The sequence below is a fragment of the Paraburkholderia sp. RAU2J genome, from assembly GCF_003634845.1.
Taxonomy (GTDB): Bacteria; Pseudomonadota; Gammaproteobacteria; order Burkholderiales; family Burkholderiaceae; genus Paraburkholderia; species Paraburkholderia fynbosensis.
The window spans coordinates 3520197-3536028 of the sequence record NZ_RBXG01000001.1; the positions used below are offsets into that span (position 1 = coordinate 3520197).

Sequence of the window (15832 nt, forward strand, 5' to 3'; positions counted from 1 at the left end):
GAATAGGTGAATGGAAAGCGCTGACGTTACCACGCCGGCGCAATGCCTGCATCGAGGCTAGAATGCGAACCGGGGCGGGCATCGCCCACTTTTTCGCACTCAACAGGCCACGTGTCGATCCTTCCCGCGATGAATCCCGAACACCTCGAACTGCTGGTCACGCGCGTGATGCCCTACGGAAAATATAAAGGCCGTGTGATTGCCGACCTGCCCGGCCATTATCTAAACTGGTTTGCGAGCCAAGGCTTTCCACCGGGCGAAATCGGCCGCCTGCTCGCCCTGATGCAGGAGATCGATCACAACGGTTTGAAGCCGCTGCTCGAACCCTTGCGCAAGCGCTGATAGCCGCGCGATGCAAACCGGTTCGATTAAAGCGAAGCCGGATGAAAGTATCGGCGCAGGCAACGTGCAAGCCATGCAGGCGGTACAAATTTATACAGTCTTTTTCTTGCGCCGCGCACTCGCGTGGACTTAAATCGGCATAAGTCATCACGTCGTCGTGGATGGTCCGATGGCCCGCTCGAAGCTTCGCACCCGATCCCGCTTACCCGTGCGTCCATGCCCGAATTCAGTCTGCCCGCCCTGCTGGAATTTATCGGTCACGACCTCTCGCCCGTGCGTGCCGTCATCGTCTTTTTTCTGATCGGCTATCTGGTCGTCGGACTGCCCTTGCATTTTCGCCGGGGCGCTGCGTCGCGCGACATCTGGGGCACGGCCGCCGGCGTGACGATGGCTGCGATCTATGCGGCGTTCATCATCGGCGTGTACCCTGCGCTGCATCATTCGGGGCTCCTGCCGCATTAGCGGGCCTGACATTGCGGGCTTCGCGCGATCGATGCGCACGCACCGACACGTCGGCGTGACTGGCGCGGAAGACGTCGTGCGCCGGTACTCATACTCAGGCTAGCTCATCCAGAGCATCATCCGCCATCAAATCCGGTCCAAGCCCCTCGAACAGCGGTTCGAGTAACGCCCGCCGCGGCTGCCAGCGACGCACCGAGCTCCGGTAAAGCGGACGCCGCACCTGCGCCGAACTCGCCGTGGTGACCCGACGCGCCGTCTGATGAAACGCAAGACAGCGATCGTCCCAGTCGAGACCGCAATGCGCGAGCATCCGCTGCACGGTCGCTTCGAAATCGTCGACCAGCTGCTCGTACTGGACCTCGATCATTACGCCTTCGGGCAGCGCGTTTCGCCAATGCGCCATCAACGCATCGTACGCACGATAGTAGCGGCCGAGTTCGCCGAGGTCGTAACCGAATGGCACGTCGTGAAAGAGCCGGGAAAAAATCGACAGACAGGTTTGCAATGGCGAACGGCGGCTATGGATGAAGCGCGCGTTCGGCAGCGCCAGATGGATCAGCCCGACATTGATGAAATTGAACGGGCATTTGTCGGTAAAACGGAAGGGGTGTGGCGCTGTACGTTGTGCGTCGTTGTCCACCGAACCATGCATGCGATCTCGCGCCGCATTCTGCCTATCGCTCTGGCATTCAGGCAGCGCGCGGCGCATGAGTTCCAGATAGTCGGCGCCGAGCGTGCGCAGCTGCGGCCCGCCCACGCCATGCAGTGCCGCGATGTCGATCCTCAGCGGATCGTCGGCGTCCCGGCGCAGGCACTGCATCAGCGCCACGCCGAATTCCGCGCGCTCGCCCGCCCCGACCACCTGCGGATGGCTCGCCAGGATCTGCTCGATCAAGGTCGAGCCGGAGCGCGGCATGCCGACGATAAAAATCGGCGCGGCCGACGGATCGCCAAGACTGCGCGCCGCCGCGAGCGCGTCCGCGCTGTGCATCTGCGGCAACTGAGCTAACAGGCCGAGCGTTTCGGCTTCGTTATAACGCACGCCGGCGCGATGCAACGCGTTGGCTTTCAGGATGTGATCGAACGACGCATCGTGGCGGCCTACGCCGGACAATGCCTCGCCATATGCGAAGTGAAGCTCCGCCTGATCGGCCGGGCTCAGCGAAGCGGCGTCGCCGGCTAGCTGTTCGAGCGATGCGAAAACGGGATCGTCTGCAGCGAGACGGCTCGTCTGCACGAAGTTGCGGTAATAGAGCGGCACGCGCGGGGCGCCGTCGATCGCGCGACGGTATGCAGCATGCGCCTCGTCGAACCGGCCGAGCGCCTGCAGACAGTTGCCCATGTTGTTGTTCGAGCCGTCGGCGCCCGGGTTCAGTTGCACCGCTTCGCGGTACGCGTCCACGGCCTGTTCGAGCCGATGCATCTGCTCGAGCGTCCAGCCGAGTCCGTGATGCAAATCCGCGTTGGACGGATTGCGCGTGAGCGCGTCGCGATAGCGGTCGACGGCCTCGGGAAAGCGCTGCAACGCGGCCAGCGTCGCGGCGAGCCGTTCGTAGTTGACGGCATCGGAGGGATCGAGCGCGCACGCGGCTTCGAAGCAGGACAGCGCGGCGTCGAGTTCGCCACGTGCGATGCACGCCGCGCCTTCGACGCGTTTTGCCGTCGCGGCAATCGGTGATGGATCGTGATTCATCGCCGGCAGGGTGTTTGCCGGCTCCGCGTCGAGCGGTCGTGGCGATGGGCAGGTCTTGCTTTTTTGTTCAGATTCAACGCGTGCATGGGGTGCGGATTCGGAGACAATTGTGTGAGCGGAAATTAGCAGGCGTCCCCTACAGTTGCTTTGCGAATAGTTAACCAACTGTTACCGCCATGCACATTGGTAAGGTGATGGAAGATTATCGCGATGGCTGGCCGCCATGGACTCGATCGCCACAGGTGAGTCACGGACGCGAGCTCGCTCGTGACGCATCGTAATGTGTGGACACAAATACTCCTGAACTCCATCGCAGGCGATTTTTCTCATGCTTATACGAAGGAGAGAAAATCGTGAGCAGGCTCGTTGCATCGATCGCGCTGTTAGCGCTGGCGGCAGGTCTGACCGGATGCGCGGTTGCACCCGGATATGACTATGCCTACGCGCAGCCCTACTACCCCGGCTATGGATATGCGTACGGGCCACCGTATGTACCGGCTTATGGCACGGTAGGTATCTGGGGAGGCTGGGGTGGCGGCCCGTGCTGTTATCACGGTGGCCATTGGCATGGGCGCGGTGGCTGGCATGGCGGTGGCGGGGGCTGGCACGACGGTGGGTATGGCGGATCGCACGGCGGTGGCACATGGAGCCGCGGTGGCGGTGGCGGTGGCGGGCATGGCGGGCATGGGGGACATGGCCGTTGACGGGCGGCGCAGTCGCAGTGGTTGACCGGCGCGGCTGGAGCCAGGTCACCAAACGACCGCCAAAAACAAAAACGGCGCTGTGATTTCTCACAACGCCGTTTGCAAAAACCGTTTGCCAAACCCTTCACCGCTTGAATTCTTTGGGGTGGCTGATGGGGCTCGAACCCACGACAACAGGAATCACAATCCTGGACTCTACCAACTGAGCTACAGCCACCACTGACATCTGCTTGACTTGCCGGAAAAAATCTGGCTCGTCGATGAAGAAACGAGATTATACGAACAAGATTTCCGTTTGCCTAGTCCTTTATTCAAAAATTTCGTTCGGCTCGCGCAGATGCTGTCTTGCCTCGTCGAAGATGCTCAGATCGCGCGCGGCCAGGCGTTTGCTATCGGACAAAACGCGCCGCCAGCCACGCGCCCCTGCCTCGCCGCGATAAAGACCGAGCGCATGGCGCGTGATCGCGCCAAGATAGGTGCCGCGCGCCATTTCAGCGGCGCAATAGTCGATCAGCTTCGCTTCGACCTGCTCGCGCGTCAGCGGCGTTTGCGTCGAACCATAGAAGCGCGCGTCGACCTCGGCGAGCAGATACGGGTTGTGATAAGCCTCGCGCCCGAGCATCACACCATCCACATATTGAAGATGCAACTCGACTTCCTCAAGCGTCTTGATGCCGCCGTTGATGATGATCTCCAACTCCGGGAAGTCGCGCTTTAACTGGTACGCGTAGTCGTACTTGAGCGGCGGAATCTCGCGATTTTCCTTCGGACTCAAGCCCTTCAGGATGGCGTTGCGCGCGTGCACGACGAACACGTTGCAGCCGGCGTCTGCAATCGTGCCGACGAAATCGCGCACGAAGCCGTATTCCTCGACCGCATCGACGCCGATACGGTGCTTGACCGTCACCGGCACGGAGACCGCGTCGCGCATCGCCTTCACGCAGTCCGCCACGAGTTGCGGCTCGTTCATCAGGCACGCGCCGAACGCGCCGCGTTGGACGCGCTCCGACGGGCACCCGCAGTTCAGATTGATTTCGTCGTAACCCCATTGCTCGCCGAGTTTCGCCGAACGGGCGAGGTCGTCGGGTTCGCTGCCGCCGAGTTGCAGCGCGACGGGCGCTTCGTCGGCAGTAAACGCGAGATGGCGCGGCACATCGCCATGCAGCAGCGCGCCGGTCGTCACCATCTCCGTGTAAAGCCACGTATGGCGCGAGATGACGCGATGCAGCGAGCGACAGTGGCGATCAGTCCAGTCCATCATCGGCGCCACTGAGACGCGGCGCGGACTGGGAATTCGAGGTGAAGACATGGGGCAGCCAGATGGCGTGAATCAAAACGCCAATTTTACCGCAACGCGGGACAGCGCCCGGTCGGGGCGCATATCTGGCTGTCGAGATGCCCATGTTCCCTGGCTTCCCAGCTTCACCCGGCTCGCCGAGGCCGCCGCCTCGCCAATCCCAATAACCCGCCTGCCAATAAGCCTTTGGGCTCCAAAACCGCTTGGTCACCAGGGCCGGATCACCGCCGAGGCTTACGCCGCAGGCCTCAGACGAATTATTCCGAAATCAGGAATAGTAATTTCAGCTTATCGGCACAAATTTTCGATAGTAGGGGTATACACTCCTTTCCATCGACGTTGCAGCTACACCTCACCGGCCTGCGACGCCTTCCTGAAATGAAGTCGAACGTTATCGGAGTCACACCATGAAGACCAAGCTCATCGCCGCCCTGCTGGTTGCCGCTTCTGCCTCGATCGCCGCCCCCGCTTTTGCCAGCGGCTACGGCCCGGCACCGTTCTATCGTCCGTCGGTCGGCGCACCGGCTTCGCAGCAAGGTCAGAACGCGCAAACCGTGGCGGCTGAACGCGCCAAAAGCGAAGCGAATGCCTACGGCGGCGTGCAGAATGCGTCGTCGCAATCGGGTACGCGTGAGCCGGTTTCCGGCCCGCAATCGGTTTTCTTCGGCCACTAAAGACTCGCCGTCGAATCCGCTGCCTGCAAGGGCAGCGGCCTGACTGGGCGCCGCGCATGTAGGACTGATGCCGGCGCCCAGTGGCGTTTACGGCGCAGCGTGCAAGGCGCAACGCGTCTGCGCGCCAACCAGCCGCTCGTAAAACCCCGGGCGATGATTCACCGAATCGATCGTGCTCTGCAATGGGGATGAACGCAGCGCCCGTCAGGTCCACAGCGCTCCGCCCGCTTCAGCAAGCATGGCTCGGCGGCAAAAGCTGAACATCCGAGCTCGCGGTATGCCCGCCACTATTTCGCCAGGCCCGCATCGATCAATTCCCGCGCCGCGTGAAAGCCGGCCTCGGCGGCGGCACGTTCGGTCGACCACAAGCTGTCGATATGCACGAGCCGCCAATCGACCACCACGGCGCCCTCCCGCAGCACCCGAAAATGCGCCTTGACGCCCGTCAGCACCTGCTCGACTGCCACCTCGATGTCGTAGTCCTGATAACGCTCCTCGTAGTCGCCCATGTCGAGGCCCTTCGGCTCCATGTTCGCCTCCGTGAGTGGTGTATGAGTGTCGCAGGCTGCCGGTGAAATGTCGGCGGCGGAAACTGGTGTCCGGCGAGCGCGCGCGCCCGTCCGCGGCACCCAGCGGCGCCTTTGCGGACTGCCCTTCCTGTCCGACGATCAATCGCAATCGCCGGAAAGATACTGCCGTCCGCTACAGGTGATCTGGACTTCCCCGCCCGCTTCGGCAACCAGGCCACCCGCCAGCAATTCCGCGGTGACCGACTGCGCGAGCTGCGGCGCCGGTTGACCGACGCCGACGTCGTTCAGACGCCGCAACGCTTCAACCGCTTCGGGACTCAATGATTTCGACATGGCCGTCTCCGTCGGAATGTTCAATTCATCCTAGCAACTTTCGGGGACGTATGGAGGTGCGTGTCAACGCATAGACGTTGCGCGGCGGGCTTTGGACAGAGGTATGGAGCTTGCTCGCCTGCTGATGCGTCCTCACCTTCATGACCGATGCCCGGCAGGCAGCTTCGGCCATGCCGGTCCCGGCAAGCGCGCATCACGCGAGCCGCCGGCACGCGGGGAAGTCTTCATGGAAACACTTCCCCCGTAATCATTGCGGGCCGCGCGGGAGCGAACGTCGGCGTATCAGAGTGATGGGCGCCGAAGAGCAGGATGGGAAGACGGCACGCGCCGCCGGCGTCTGCACCGGGTCCATCGCCACAATCGGCGCCGGGGCACAACCAGCAGCCAACCTCATCGCAGCGGAGGATCAAATGAAGCGAAGCAGATGGACAACGCTGAGCGCCGGCATCGCGCTCGCAGCGGCCACCGCAATCAGCATCACCCCTGTAGTATTCGCACAAACCGCGAAAACAGCGCCAGCGGACAGTAGCGCGTCGATGGCAAAACCGCCCGAAGCCGCGTCCGGCTCCGGCGGCTCGAGCAATCCCGACAACATGCCGATCAAACGTCCGCGCCAGCCGACCAACGACCGGATGATGCACGAGCCGCCCGCCAGCGGCGCGAACGCGAAATAGCGGCGGCTTTACACGCTACAGGCGCGCGATCGACACCTCCGTCGACTTCACCAGCGCGACCACTTCCGAACCGACCTTCAGTTCGAGTTCGTCGACCGAGCGCGTGGTGATCACCGATGTGACGATGCCGAACGGCGTCTCCACGTCAACCTCGGACACCACCGAGCCGCGGATGATTTCCTTGACCTTGCCTTTGAACTGATTGCGTACGTTGATTGCGGAAATGCTCATATCGAGTGACTCCTGAGATGCGGTTAAAACAGATCAGGCCAGCAAACTCAGATGGCCCAGCGGACGTCTGTCGGCCGCGTGAGACGGCCAGCGTCACGCGCGTCGTACGGGCGATCGGAAAGCGCGTCGTCGTTCGGCGCGTTCTTCAGCACGCGTTGCAACACGTGGTCTTCGAGGGCGGCGAAACCGGCCGACGCGCGCGCCCGCGGACGATCAAGCGCAACCGGCTGATCGAGCGCGATGCGCCCTTCTTCGATCAGCAGAATCCGGTCGCCGAGCGCCACGGCTTCATGCACGTCGTGCGTGACGAGCAGCGCGGTGAACCGATGCTCGCGCCACAGGCGTTCGATCAACGCGTGCATTTCGATCCGCGTCAGCGCGTCGAGCGCGCCGAGCGGCTCATCGAGCAACAGCAATTGCGGACGATGCACGAGTGCCCGCGCCAGCGCCACGCGCTGCCGCTGGCCGCCGGAAAGCTGTGCCGGCCAATCGTTGGCGCGTTCGAGCAGGCCGACTTCGGCGAGCACGGCGCGCGCATCTTCACGCGCGCTGCGGCCGAGACCGAGCGTCACGTTCTGCAGCACGCTCTTCCACGGCAGCAGGCGCGCGTCCTGGAACATGATGCGGGTGTCGAGCGGGCCGCCGTCTTCGGCGCGCTTTTCGAGCACGCCCGCGCTGGTCTTTTCGAGGCCCGCGACGAGCCGCAGCAAGGTCGACTTGCCGCAACCGCTGCGGCCGACGATCGCGACGAAACTGCCGCGCTCGATCGACAGATCGAAATCGGACAACACCTTGCGCCCGCCATACTGCTTGCCGACGCCACGCAACTGCACCGAGTAATCAGACGACGAACGGGCCGCGCCGGGTGCGCCATGGCGCGCGAGCGTGCCGTCGGTTTTGAGCGCGTCGCCCCGCGTCGTCACTCGCGGCTTGCCGTGGGTCGAATCGGCATGCTCGAAGCCCGCGGCTTGGTCCGCGTTGTGATCGGCGATCCGCAGCTGCGCGACTTCGACTTCGAGATCGCTGCCCGCAATCGCACCGAACGATGCCGACAATGTCGTTGCGTTCATGCTTTCGCTCCTCGTTGATAGGCCGGATGCCAGCGCAGCGACACGCGCTCCAGGCTCTTCGCGAGCACATCGGCGAGTTTGCCGAGGGCCGCGTACAGCAGAATGCCGACCACCACCACGTCCGTTTGCAGGAATTCGCGCGCATTCATCGTCATGTAGCCGATGCCCGATTGCGCGGAAATGGTCTCGGCGACGATCAGCGTGACCCACATCAGCCCCAACGCGAAACGCACGCCGACGAGAATCGACGGCAACGCGCCCGGCAAAATCACGTGGCGGTATAGCGCGAAACCCCTCACGCCATAACTGCGCGCCATTTCGATCAGGTTGGCGTCGACCGATCGGATACCATGAAACGTGTTCACGTAGACCGGGAAAAACACGCCGAGCGCGACGAGAAACAGCTTCGCCTGCTCCTCGATGCCGAACCACAGGATCACGAGCGGGATCATCGCGAGCGCGGGGATGTTGCGGATCATCTGCACGGTCGAATCGAGCGCGACTTCGGCGGGCTTGAACAGGCCCGTCGCGAGTCCGAGCACGAGACCGATGCCGCCGCCGATCGCGAATCCCGACACCGCGCGCCACGTGCTGACCTTCACGTCCGCCCACATTTCGCCGGACTGGGTCAGCGACCACGCCGCCTTCACGACCGCGAGCGGTTCGGGCAGCACGCGCGTCGACAGCACGCCGCTGCGCGCGGCGAATTCCCACGCGAGCAGAATGACGAGCGGCGCGATCCATGGCGCCAGATGCGCGCCGATGCGGCGCAGCGCGCCCGCGTCGGCGCTTGCGTTCGCATTGGCGTCCGCCCCCGCGTTTGCGTTCGCGTCGCCGCGAGCCGCACCCAGAGTGACTTGAGTCATGATGGTTTTCCTCATTGCTTGTCGAAGCTCGTCCGTGCCGCAGGCACCCGTGCGCTCAGCTCGCGCTCGCCGCCTTCGGCAGATAGTTGTTGCCGACGATTTCGCCGAACGGCCCCGACAGCGGACCATTCGAAACCTTGTTGCGGCGGTTCGGCAACAGCGGGAACACCAGTTCGGCGAAGCGATACGACTCTTCCAGATGCGGATAGCCCGATAGGACGAAAGTGTCGATGCCGAGCTCGGCGTACTCCTTCATGCGCGCGGCGATCTGCTCCGGATTGCCGACCAGCGCGGTGCCGGCGCCGCCCCGCACGAGGCCCACGCCCGCCCACAGATTCGGATAGACCTCGAGTTCGGCGCGCCCGCCGCGCTTGCCGCCGTGCAACGCGGCCATGCGGCGCTGACCTTCGGAGTCCATCTTCGAGAACGAGGCCTGCGCGCGGGCGATGGTGTCGTCGTCGAGCTTGCTGATCAGCTTGTCGGCGGCGGCCCAGGCTTCTTCTTCGGTCTCGCGCACGATCACGTGCAGGCGAATGCCGAAGGTGATCTCGCGGCCATGCACCGCGGCGCGCGCGCGAATGTCGGCGATCTTCTTCGCCACCGCCTCGGGCGGCTCGCCCCACGTCAGATAGGTGTCGATATGCTGGCCCGCCATGTCGTGCGCGGCCGGGGACGAACCGCCGAACCACAGCGGCGGATGCGGGTTCTGCACCGGCGGATATAGCGCCTTGCCGCCCTTCGAACTCAGATGCTTGCCTTCGAAGTCGATCGCGTCGTTGGTGTGCGACGCGCTGAGCAGCTTGCGCCAGATGTGCAGGAACTCATCGGTGATTTCATAGCGCGTGTCGTGATCGACGAACACGCCGTCGCCTTCCAGTTCGGCCGCATCGCCACCGGTCACGACGTTGATCAGCAGACGCCCGTTCGACAGACGGTCGAAGGTCGCCGCCATGCGCGCGGCCAGCCCCGGCGACGAAAGACCCGGACGGATCGCCACCAGGAACTTCAAACGTTTGGTCGCAGCGATCAGGCTCGAGGCGACGACCCAGGCGTCTTCGCACGAACGGCCCGTGGGCAGCAGCACGCCTTCGTAGCCGAGCGTATCGGCCGCGACGGCGATCTGCTGGAAGTAGTCGTAGTCCGCTGCGCGTGCACCTTGGGACGTACCGAGATAGCGGCTGTCGCCGTGAGTCGGAATGAACCAGAACACCTTCATTTTGCTGCTCCCGCGTGTTCGAAACTGGGTTGAACGGCGACGATGCGGGAAGGGTCCGCGCACACGCCGGCCGCGCGCATCCGTCCGGCACGCGGCCGGAAGGTGCAACGAAAAAGAGTGAGAAATGGAGCGTGGCGGCCGCGGGCTACCGGCGACAGCGCCGGCGCGCTTGCGCCATGCGGCGGGTAAAGATCGGCATCAGGCAGGACATCGCGACGGCTTCCCTCGACCAGACGTGCGCATGACACGCTCGATTAACGGACGACGGCGCCAAACGCCGTCTGCATGAAGAAGCAGTCTATGGATCGGCGGGCGGCTTTTGAACGATTTTTTTTAGCTTAGGTTTTCCACTTTCGTGATTAGCCCGACGCTAAAGCATACGGGGTGTTGCGCTTTATGCACGCGGGAAACGGGGTACCCCTATATATAATGGCGCACGTTTCCAATAATCCGGTGCAGGCCACGCGAATGACGCCGCCTGTACCCTGGCGGTGCAATGCATGCAAAAACTCATCCTGCCGTTCGTCGCCGGTTTTCTGGCATCCCTGTTCTTTCACGAATCGACGCTGGCGCTGATGCACGCAGCGGGCATGATCGATCCCACCGGTTTTTCGACAGCGCCGTTCTTACCGCTCGAACTGCCTGAGTTCATCGCGAATGCAATCTGGAGCGCGTTCTGGGCCGTGCTGATGGCATGGCTGCTGCGCGTCGCACCGCACCGGCGCGCGCCGTGGGTACCGGCCTTCGTGTTCGGCGGCGTCGTGTTGACCGCGGCGAGTGTGTTCGTGATCGACCCGCTGCGCGGCATCTGGCCGAGCGGCAACATGCTGCCGCGCCTCGCCGTGGGGTTCGCGGCGAACGCAATGTGGGGCTGGGGCGCGCTGGTGTTCATGCGCGCGTTTATGGCGAGCGAAGACGAGGAGTGAGGGGCCTGGCGGGGAGTCGACTGCGGCGATACGCGCTGACACGCTGAAGGCTCGACTTGTAGTTTTGCGGGCTTTGCGGGTTTTACGCCAGCGCACTTGCAGGTTGATGCCCGCCACCATGCCCACATAGACCCGTTCACTTCACTCCTCTCTTTAACCGCGCAAATCACGCAACGGATGTTCGTCCGCCGGCCACGGGCTCTCGAACATTTTCTCCACGTAGGCCGCGCTCACGTCTTCAATGCGCGCAAAGCGCCAGCGTGGCGCGTTGTCCTTATCGATGATGCGCGCCCGAATGCCTTCGAGCGTGTCGCCCGCGAGAAAGCTCGAGCGCGTCAGATCGAGATCGCGGCGCAGCACGTCGGCCATCGACCCCTCCCCGCGCGTCACCACTTCCAGCGACACCGCCATCGACAGCGGTGAGCGCTCACGCAACACACCGATCATCTGTTCGGCCCACTCCGCTGCCTCGCCCTCATGGGCGCGCTCCTGTTCGAGCGACGCAAGGATCCGCGCGACATCGGGCAACGCGAAATGCCGGTCGATCAACGCACGCGCGCCCGCCAGCGACGAAGCCTCCGGCGCTGGCACGACATGCTGGGCGAGCGCCGCCCGCTCGATGCATGCAACCACGTCCGCGCCGCGCTCAAACAGTTGGCTGCGCAACGTGTCGAGCAGCGCGGGCAAGGCCGCATCGTCGAAATACACATCGGCGAGACCCGCGTAGAGCGCATCGGCCGCGCCGATCGTCTCGCCGGTCACCGCCAGGTAGCGGCCGATCGCGCCCGGCGTGCGCGCCAGAAACCAGCTCGCGCCGACATCGGGAAAGAGCCCGATGCGCGTTTCCGGCATCGCCATCTTCGTCGAGCCGGTGACCACGCGCAGGCCGCCGGTGCGATGCGCGCCTTGCGAGATGCCCATGCCGCCGCCCATCACGACGCCATTCATCAACGCGATGTACGGCTTCGGATAAGTGAAGATCGCGTGATTGAGACGGTATTCCCCGGTGAAGAACACGTCGCGCGCGTCATGCTCGCCGCGCTGCGCCGACTCGTACAGAAACCGGATATCGCCGCCCGCGCAGAACGCGCGGGGGTGCGGGCTGCGCACGACGACGGCGAGCACGTCGGGATTGTCGCGCCACTGATCGAGCGCCGCGTGGATCGAGCGAATCATGCCGGTCGACAGTGCGTTGAGCGCCTTCGGCCTTTCCAGTTCGATGAAGCCGATGCGGTTGGCTACGTAAGTCGCGACTTCGTCGCTGACGGCGGGCGAGGCGGAGATGGACATGGCGTACGAGGCGCAGCGGCGTCGAGTAAGGGGAACTGAACGTTATCACGCGCCCATGGTTTTGCGCTTCGTGGCCGGACTGTGGGTCTTGCCTCGCGGCGCTTTGCCCGGCTTGCCGCCCGAGACCGGCGACGACGGGGCACTGCCGCGATCGGCGGGCGATGTGGTCTGCATGTCTGCGGGTGATTTCTTCCCCGCACCGGCCGTGCTCGCGACGCGGCGCGATGGCGAGGCGCCCGCTTGCGATGCGCCGAGCCAGGCGTCGAGTGCGATGTCCACCACCGTGTCGAGCGGTGCGCTTGGAAACACCGGACACGTGAGGTTCAGCGCGACGATGCCGTGCAGGGTCGCCCAGAATGCCTCGGCCCACACCGCGGTATCCGTCGAAACCGGCAGGCGCCCCGCCGCTTTGAGTGCTTCGAGCGCCGCAATCATCAAGTGCAATGCAGTCGCGCCGGGGTCGTCGTCGGCGGTGGTGGCGGCTGCGTCGTCGTTCACCTCGCTAGCCGGTGGCATCGCCGATGCCATCGGGTCCGGCGTGGTGAGCGACTTGTCGTCGGCGAGCGCCTTGGCCTTATCTGCAACCGAAGCCCCCGCGCCGGCCAGCGCCGCCCCCATATAACTCTGATCCTCCATGAAGATCAGCCGATACGTCTCCCCATGGGTGATGCCGAACGCAACATAAGCGCGCCCGAGCGCCTTCAACCGCTCAGCCGGATCGACGATCCCCGCGAGCGGCACGAAGGTCTCCAGCAATTGCGCATAGCCTTCCGCGCACAACGCATGCGCGATCTCGTCGCGGCTCGCGAAATGCAGATACAGCGTGGCGGGTGAATATTCGATGGCGTCGGCGATCTTGCGCATCGAGAGCGCGGCGAAGCCTTCACGCATGACGATGCGCCGCGCGGCATCGAGGATGCGTTCGCGCAGCGCCTGTTTCTGGCGGCTTTTTCGTTCGGCGATTCCCATGGCGGACATTTTCAGATTGACAAACTGAAAAGTCAATTTAAACTGAACACCGTTTACTGAACAGTGTTTAGTAAATTTTCAATCGTCATCTGAATGTGCGAGCGCGATACGGCGCCGCCTCCGAGGAGTCGTCATGGAAGAGTCAGGGAAAGTGGGTTTGTTCGGCGCTGCGGGTGCGGCTGGTCGGATCATCGCGGCGGCCCTGAGCGCGGCGGGTCGTGACTACCGCGTGGTCGGCCGCTCGCGCGAGCCGCTCGAAGCGGCGTTCGGCCACGACCCGCGCGCCGAAATCGTCACGTGGAATCCCGACGACGCCGCGTCGATTCGCGCGGCGGCCGCCGGCTTGCAGACCGTGATCTACCTGGTCGGTGTGCCGTACGACCAGTTCGCCACCCATCCGCCGCTGATGGAAAAAACGCTCGCTGGCGTCGTGGCCGCGGGCGTGGAGCGCTTCATCCTGATCGGCACGGTGTATCCGTACGGTCGCGCGCGCGGCAATCCGATCAGTGAGGATCATCCGCGCGAGCCTCACACATTCAAAGGCCGGATGCGGCTCGCGCAGGAAAATCTCGTGCTGGCGGCGCACGGCCGGCACGGCCTCTCGACGCTGGTGCTGCGTCTGCCTGACTTCTATGGTCCCTGCATCGAGCGCAGCCTGCTGAACGGCGTGTTCGAGGGCGCCGCCGCCGGAAAGCGTGCGCAGATGATCGGCCCACTGGACGTGCCGCACGAATTCATTTACCTGCCGGACATCGGGCCGGTGGTCGAGACGCTCACCCGCACGCCCGAAGCCTATGGACGCTGGTGGCACCTCGCCGGCGCAGGCACGCTCACGCAGCGCGAAGTGGCGCGGCAGGCTTACGCGCTGACGGGCCGCGCACCGAAGCTGATGGTGGCCGGCAAGACCCTGCTGCGCGTGCTCGGCCTCGTCAATCCGCTGATGCGCGAATTGGTGGAGATGAACTACCTGATGACCGAGCCGGTCGTGCTCGACGATTCCGCGCTGAGGAGGCTGATCGGCCCGATCGTCAAAACGCCGTACGAGGAAGGGATCCGGCGCTGCGTCGAAGCCGCGCGCGACGCGGCATCGGCTCACGGCACGACGCAGCGAAGCGCCGCGAAAACGGTTTGAATGGCGCAGCCCGCGCTGGGGCCGCGCATGCCAGCGAAACCGGCGCGGGTCGATCGGACTTTATCGTTACCGCGCGTTCGCACGAATGTGTCGCACGTATGAGGCGGGCAAGAGGCGGGCAAGAGGCGGGCAAGAGCCGGGCAAGAGCCGGACTAGTCCGCCAGCTTACCGGGTGGGAAATGGCCGCTCTTGAGCAGCACAGGCGTGCCGTTGCTGATCTGCAAGTGCTCGCGCGCCACGGCCTCGATGCGCGGACGGCCGGCATCGAACGCGCGCAGCCAGCCTTCGCGGTCCTCGGTGTAGACGCCGAAGTGGTCTTCGAGCGCTTCGACCGAAATCGCGCACGGAACCGGCTCGCCGTCCACCAGCGCGGGAAAGACTACGGTCAGATTGGAGCCGCGGTAGGCAGGCGCGTCCGCGGGAAACCGAATTTCCATGGTCGCCTCATCAGAAGGTTCCGGCAGGAAGGCGGCGCCGCCCAGAACTGGCCGCGCGCCGCGAACCCCGCTATGGTACTCGCGCGGCCCGAGCGCGGTCCAGCGGGCCGCGGGGCTTTCTTCTGAGTTATCGGGCGCGTTTTCGGGTGCGTTTTTTTGTGCGCCTGCAGCGGCGAGTTTGCCCGTATTCCGTGTTGCCATCAGTGTCCACCCAATAGACGGTCGACATAGTCGCGCGCCGCCTGTTCGACGAAAACCAGCGCGTCCGCCTCACTGCCGAAGCGTTGCTCGCCGCCGAGATCCAGCAGCGTTTCCATCCGGCGCGGATCGTCCGGACCGTGTTCGGCGAGACTCACCGAACCGACGTAGGTGCCGCCCGCCTCCGGCACATCGGTGGCCGGCACGAAGCGCGCGGCGGCGCTGATGTAATAGCCGCGATAAGGTCCGCTGACCCGTTCAGCCATAGTCTTCCTCCTCGTTGCGATTGATGGAGAGCGCGGCGTGCGGCGCGTCGGCCTGCGCTTCGCCGCAGGTCCGCAGATGGCGTCGCACGCATGCGCTTCTGGCAAACAGCCAGTAAGTAAGGCGCCTCGCGCACCGATAAGTTCTACCGGATGCGTATCGGCCGTCGCCGCGCATTGCACTTGTTCGGGCCGTGCGGGTCGAACTTCGACATCGGCACGATCCGTGCTGCCGCAAGACGCGATTTCGAGGGCGACGAGCGCAATATGGGAAAATATTTTCTACAGAACCAGGAACTGCCCGAGCCGGATGCGGCGAACAAGTGGTTTGCGTATGCCGAAAGCCACGGCATCGACATTCCGAAAGCCATCAGCATCTGGGAAGACGCGGCCACCGAAAGCGGCGCTGAAAGCCGCCGGCTGGTCAGCGCAGCGGGCATCACGATCGAGACACCCTAGCTGTCGGCGCGCACGTCGCGTGGCGGCGTCGAGCCCACGAACCACCCGAACACCAGAAAGGAAATC

General features: G+C 64.1%; 20 protein-coding genes and 1 tRNA gene. 8 read left to right on the forward strand and 13 right to left on the reverse strand.

Translation table 11 applies throughout. The features are described from left to right. Window positions 1-129: 129 nt before the first annotated feature. Both B0G69_RS16010 and B0G69_RS16015 read left to right on the forward strand, forming a co-directional pair. Entirely contained in the window at window positions 130-342 is a 213-nt protein-coding gene (locus tag B0G69_RS16010; RefSeq protein WP_042323893.1) for a DUF3820 family protein, read from the forward strand. A gap of 216 nt (window positions 343-558) precedes the next feature. After that, complete coding sequence (locus B0G69_RS16015; RefSeq protein WP_121318490.1) at window positions 559-804, forward strand: hypothetical protein; 246 nt, start codon at window positions 559-561, stop codon at window positions 802-804. Window positions 805-898: 94 nt separating this feature from the next. On the opposite strand, the gene B0G69_RS16020 is transcribed toward B0G69_RS16015, so the two are convergent. Beyond that, the gene (locus B0G69_RS16020; RefSeq protein ID WP_121318492.1) at window positions 899-2497 is read right to left on the reverse strand and encodes a sulfotransferase; all 1599 of its coding nucleotides are present in this window, start codon (window positions 2495-2497) and stop codon (window positions 899-901) included. 353 nt (window positions 2498-2850) lie between these two features. Between B0G69_RS16020 and B0G69_RS16025 the strand changes: the two genes are divergently transcribed. Further along, complete coding sequence (locus B0G69_RS16025) at window positions 2851-3201, forward strand: hypothetical protein (protein WP_121318494.1); 351 nt, start codon at window positions 2851-2853, stop codon at window positions 3199-3201. 141 nt (window positions 3202-3342) lie between these two features. Here the strand turns inward: B0G69_RS16025 and B0G69_RS16030 are convergent. Together B0G69_RS16030 and dusA are read right to left on the reverse strand one after the other, a co-directional pair. Then, window positions 3343-3418, reverse strand: a tRNA-His gene (locus tag B0G69_RS16030). 90 nt (window positions 3419-3508) lie between these two features. Next, entirely contained in the window at window positions 3509-4510 is a 1002-nt protein-coding gene (gene dusA / locus B0G69_RS16035) for a tRNA dihydrouridine(20/20a) synthase DusA (protein WP_121318496.1), read from the reverse strand. 395 nt (window positions 4511-4905) lie between these two features. Here dusA and B0G69_RS16040 point away from each other — a divergent pair, with 395 nt between their 5' ends. Beyond that, entirely contained in the window at window positions 4906-5172 is a 267-nt protein-coding gene (locus B0G69_RS16040; protein WP_121318498.1) for a hypothetical protein, read from the forward strand. Between the two features lie 287 nt (window positions 5173-5459). On the opposite strand, the gene B0G69_RS16045 is transcribed toward B0G69_RS16040, so the two are convergent. Further along, window positions 5460-5702 (reverse strand): DUF6566 family protein, encoded by a 243-nt coding sequence (locus B0G69_RS16045; RefSeq protein ID WP_121318500.1) that lies wholly within the window; start codon window positions 5700-5702, stop codon window positions 5460-5462. A 138-nt stretch (window positions 5703-5840) separates the two neighbouring features. Continuing rightward, window positions 5841-6035, reverse strand: coding sequence for a hypothetical protein (locus B0G69_RS16050; protein WP_121318502.1), 195 nt, complete (start codon window positions 6033-6035; stop codon window positions 5841-5843). Between the two features lie 410 nt (window positions 6036-6445). On the opposite strand from B0G69_RS16050, the gene B0G69_RS16055 reads away from it, so the two are divergent. Beyond that, complete coding sequence (locus B0G69_RS16055) at window positions 6446-6709, forward strand: hypothetical protein (RefSeq protein WP_121319469.1); 264 nt, start codon at window positions 6446-6448, stop codon at window positions 6707-6709. A 15-nt stretch (window positions 6710-6724) separates the two neighbouring features. Here the strand turns inward: B0G69_RS16055 and B0G69_RS16060 are convergent, their stop codons facing one another. From B0G69_RS16060 to ssuD, 4 genes are read right to left on the reverse strand one after another with little or no spacing between them, the layout of a single operon-like run. Then, the gene (locus B0G69_RS16060; protein WP_008922916.1) at window positions 6725-6940 is read right to left on the reverse strand and encodes a molybdopterin-binding protein; all 216 of its coding nucleotides are present in this window, start codon (window positions 6938-6940) and stop codon (window positions 6725-6727) included. Between the two features lie 47 nt (window positions 6941-6987). Next, on the reverse strand, window positions 6988-8010 hold the full coding sequence (locus B0G69_RS16065) for an ATP-binding cassette domain-containing protein (RefSeq protein ID WP_121318504.1): 1023 nt from the start codon (window positions 8008-8010) through the stop codon (window positions 6988-6990). Beyond that, complete coding sequence (ssuC, locus tag B0G69_RS16070; protein WP_199731228.1) at window positions 8007-8876, reverse strand: aliphatic sulfonate ABC transporter permease SsuC; 870 nt, start codon at window positions 8874-8876, stop codon at window positions 8007-8009. The genes B0G69_RS16065 and ssuC overlap by 4 nt, the downstream gene beginning before the upstream one ends. A gap of 55 nt (window positions 8877-8931) precedes the next feature. Further along, window positions 8932-10092, reverse strand: a complete 1161-nt coding sequence (ssuD, locus tag B0G69_RS16075) for an FMNH2-dependent alkanesulfonate monooxygenase (protein ID WP_121318506.1) — start codon at window positions 10090-10092, stop codon at window positions 8932-8934. Between the two features lie 500 nt (window positions 10093-10592). Here ssuD and B0G69_RS16085 point away from each other — a divergent pair, with 500 nt between their 5' ends. Continuing rightward, complete coding sequence (locus B0G69_RS16085) at window positions 10593-11018, forward strand: hypothetical protein (RefSeq protein ID WP_121318511.1); 426 nt, start codon at window positions 10593-10595, stop codon at window positions 11016-11018. A gap of 153 nt (window positions 11019-11171) precedes the next feature. Here B0G69_RS16085 and B0G69_RS16090 read toward each other — a convergent pair whose 3' ends face one another. Then, entirely contained in the window at window positions 11172-12308 is a 1137-nt protein-coding gene (locus tag B0G69_RS16090; protein WP_121318513.1) for an enoyl-CoA hydratase/isomerase family protein, read from the reverse strand. Between the two features lie 45 nt (window positions 12309-12353). Beyond that, a complete protein-coding gene (locus B0G69_RS16095) occupies window positions 12354-13277 on the reverse strand; it encodes a TetR/AcrR family transcriptional regulator (protein WP_121318515.1) in 924 nt (307 codons plus the stop codon). Between the two features lie 133 nt (window positions 13278-13410). Here B0G69_RS16095 and B0G69_RS16100 point away from each other — a divergent pair, with 133 nt between their 5' ends. Further along, window positions 13411-14409, forward strand: coding sequence for an NAD-dependent epimerase/dehydratase family protein (locus B0G69_RS16100; protein ID WP_121318516.1), 999 nt, complete (start codon window positions 13411-13413; stop codon window positions 14407-14409). Between the two features lie 152 nt (window positions 14410-14561). On the opposite strand, the gene B0G69_RS16105 is transcribed toward B0G69_RS16100, so the two are convergent. Further along, window positions 14562-14846, reverse strand: coding sequence for a DUF1488 domain-containing protein (locus B0G69_RS16105; protein ID WP_121318518.1), 285 nt, complete (start codon window positions 14844-14846; stop codon window positions 14562-14564). Between the two features lie 200 nt (window positions 14847-15046). Then, complete coding sequence (locus tag B0G69_RS16110; RefSeq protein WP_121318520.1) at window positions 15047-15310, reverse strand: hypothetical protein; 264 nt, start codon at window positions 15308-15310, stop codon at window positions 15047-15049. A gap of 264 nt (window positions 15311-15574) precedes the next feature. Between B0G69_RS16110 and B0G69_RS16115 the strand changes: the two genes are divergently transcribed. Further along, entirely contained in the window at window positions 15575-15766 is a 192-nt protein-coding gene (locus B0G69_RS16115) for a hypothetical protein (RefSeq protein ID WP_121319474.1), read from the forward strand. The last annotated feature ends 66 nt before the right edge of the window (window positions 15767-15832 follow it).

Excerpts from the sequence above, each read along its gene's own strand:
- B0G69_RS16010 (WP_042323893.1), top strand. The coding sequence starts at position 130 with ATGAATCCCGAACACCTCGAACTGCTGGTCACGCGCGTGATGCCCTAC.
- B0G69_RS16015 (WP_121318490.1), top strand. The coding sequence starts at position 559 with ATGCCCGAATTCAGTCTGCCCGCCCTGCTGGAATTTATCGGTCACGAC.
- B0G69_RS16020 (WP_121318492.1), bottom strand. The coding sequence starts at position 2,497 with ATGAATCACGATCCATCACCGATTGCCGCGACGGCAAAACGCGTCGAA.
- dusA (WP_121318496.1), bottom strand. The coding sequence starts at position 4,510 with ATGTCTTCACCTCGAATTCCCAGTCCGCGCCGCGTCTCAGTGGCGCCG.
- B0G69_RS16040 (WP_121318498.1), top strand. The coding sequence starts at position 4,906 with ATGAAGACCAAGCTCATCGCCGCCCTGCTGGTTGCCGCTTCTGCCTCG.
- B0G69_RS16045 (WP_121318500.1), bottom strand. The coding sequence starts at position 5,702 with ATGGAGCCGAAGGGCCTCGACATGGGCGACTACGAGGAGCGTTATCAG.
- B0G69_RS16050 (WP_121318502.1), bottom strand. The coding sequence starts at position 6,035 with ATGTCGAAATCATTGAGTCCCGAAGCGGTTGAAGCGTTGCGGCGTCTG.
- B0G69_RS16055 (WP_121319469.1), top strand. The coding sequence starts at position 6,446 with ATGAAGCGAAGCAGATGGACAACGCTGAGCGCCGGCATCGCGCTCGCA.
- B0G69_RS16060 (WP_008922916.1), bottom strand. The coding sequence starts at position 6,940 with ATGAGCATTTCCGCAATCAACGTACGCAATCAGTTCAAAGGCAAGGTC.
- B0G69_RS16065 (WP_121318504.1), bottom strand. The coding sequence starts at position 8,010 with ATGAACGCAACGACATTGTCGGCATCGTTCGGTGCGATTGCGGGCAGC.
- ssuC (WP_199731228.1), bottom strand. The coding sequence starts at position 8,876 with ATGACTCAAGTCACTCTGGGTGCGGCTCGCGGCGACGCGAACGCAAAC.
- ssuD (WP_121318506.1), bottom strand. The coding sequence starts at position 10,092 with ATGAAGGTGTTCTGGTTCATTCCGACTCACGGCGACAGCCGCTATCTC.
- B0G69_RS16085 (WP_121318511.1), top strand. The coding sequence starts at position 10,593 with ATGCAAAAACTCATCCTGCCGTTCGTCGCCGGTTTTCTGGCATCCCTG.
- B0G69_RS16090 (WP_121318513.1), bottom strand. The coding sequence starts at position 12,308 with ATGTCCATCTCCGCCTCGCCCGCCGTCAGCGACGAAGTCGCGACTTAC.
- B0G69_RS16095 (WP_121318515.1), bottom strand. The coding sequence starts at position 13,277 with ATGGGAATCGCCGAACGAAAAAGCCGCCAGAAACAGGCGCTGCGCGAA.
- B0G69_RS16100 (WP_121318516.1), top strand. The coding sequence starts at position 13,411 with ATGGAAGAGTCAGGGAAAGTGGGTTTGTTCGGCGCTGCGGGTGCGGCT.
- B0G69_RS16105 (WP_121318518.1), bottom strand. The coding sequence starts at position 14,846 with ATGGAAATTCGGTTTCCCGCGGACGCGCCTGCCTACCGCGGCTCCAAT.
- B0G69_RS16110 (WP_121318520.1), bottom strand. The coding sequence starts at position 15,310 with ATGGCTGAACGGGTCAGCGGACCTTATCGCGGCTATTACATCAGCGCC.
- B0G69_RS16115 (WP_121319474.1), top strand. The coding sequence starts at position 15,575 with ATGGGAAAATATTTTCTACAGAACCAGGAACTGCCCGAGCCGGATGCG.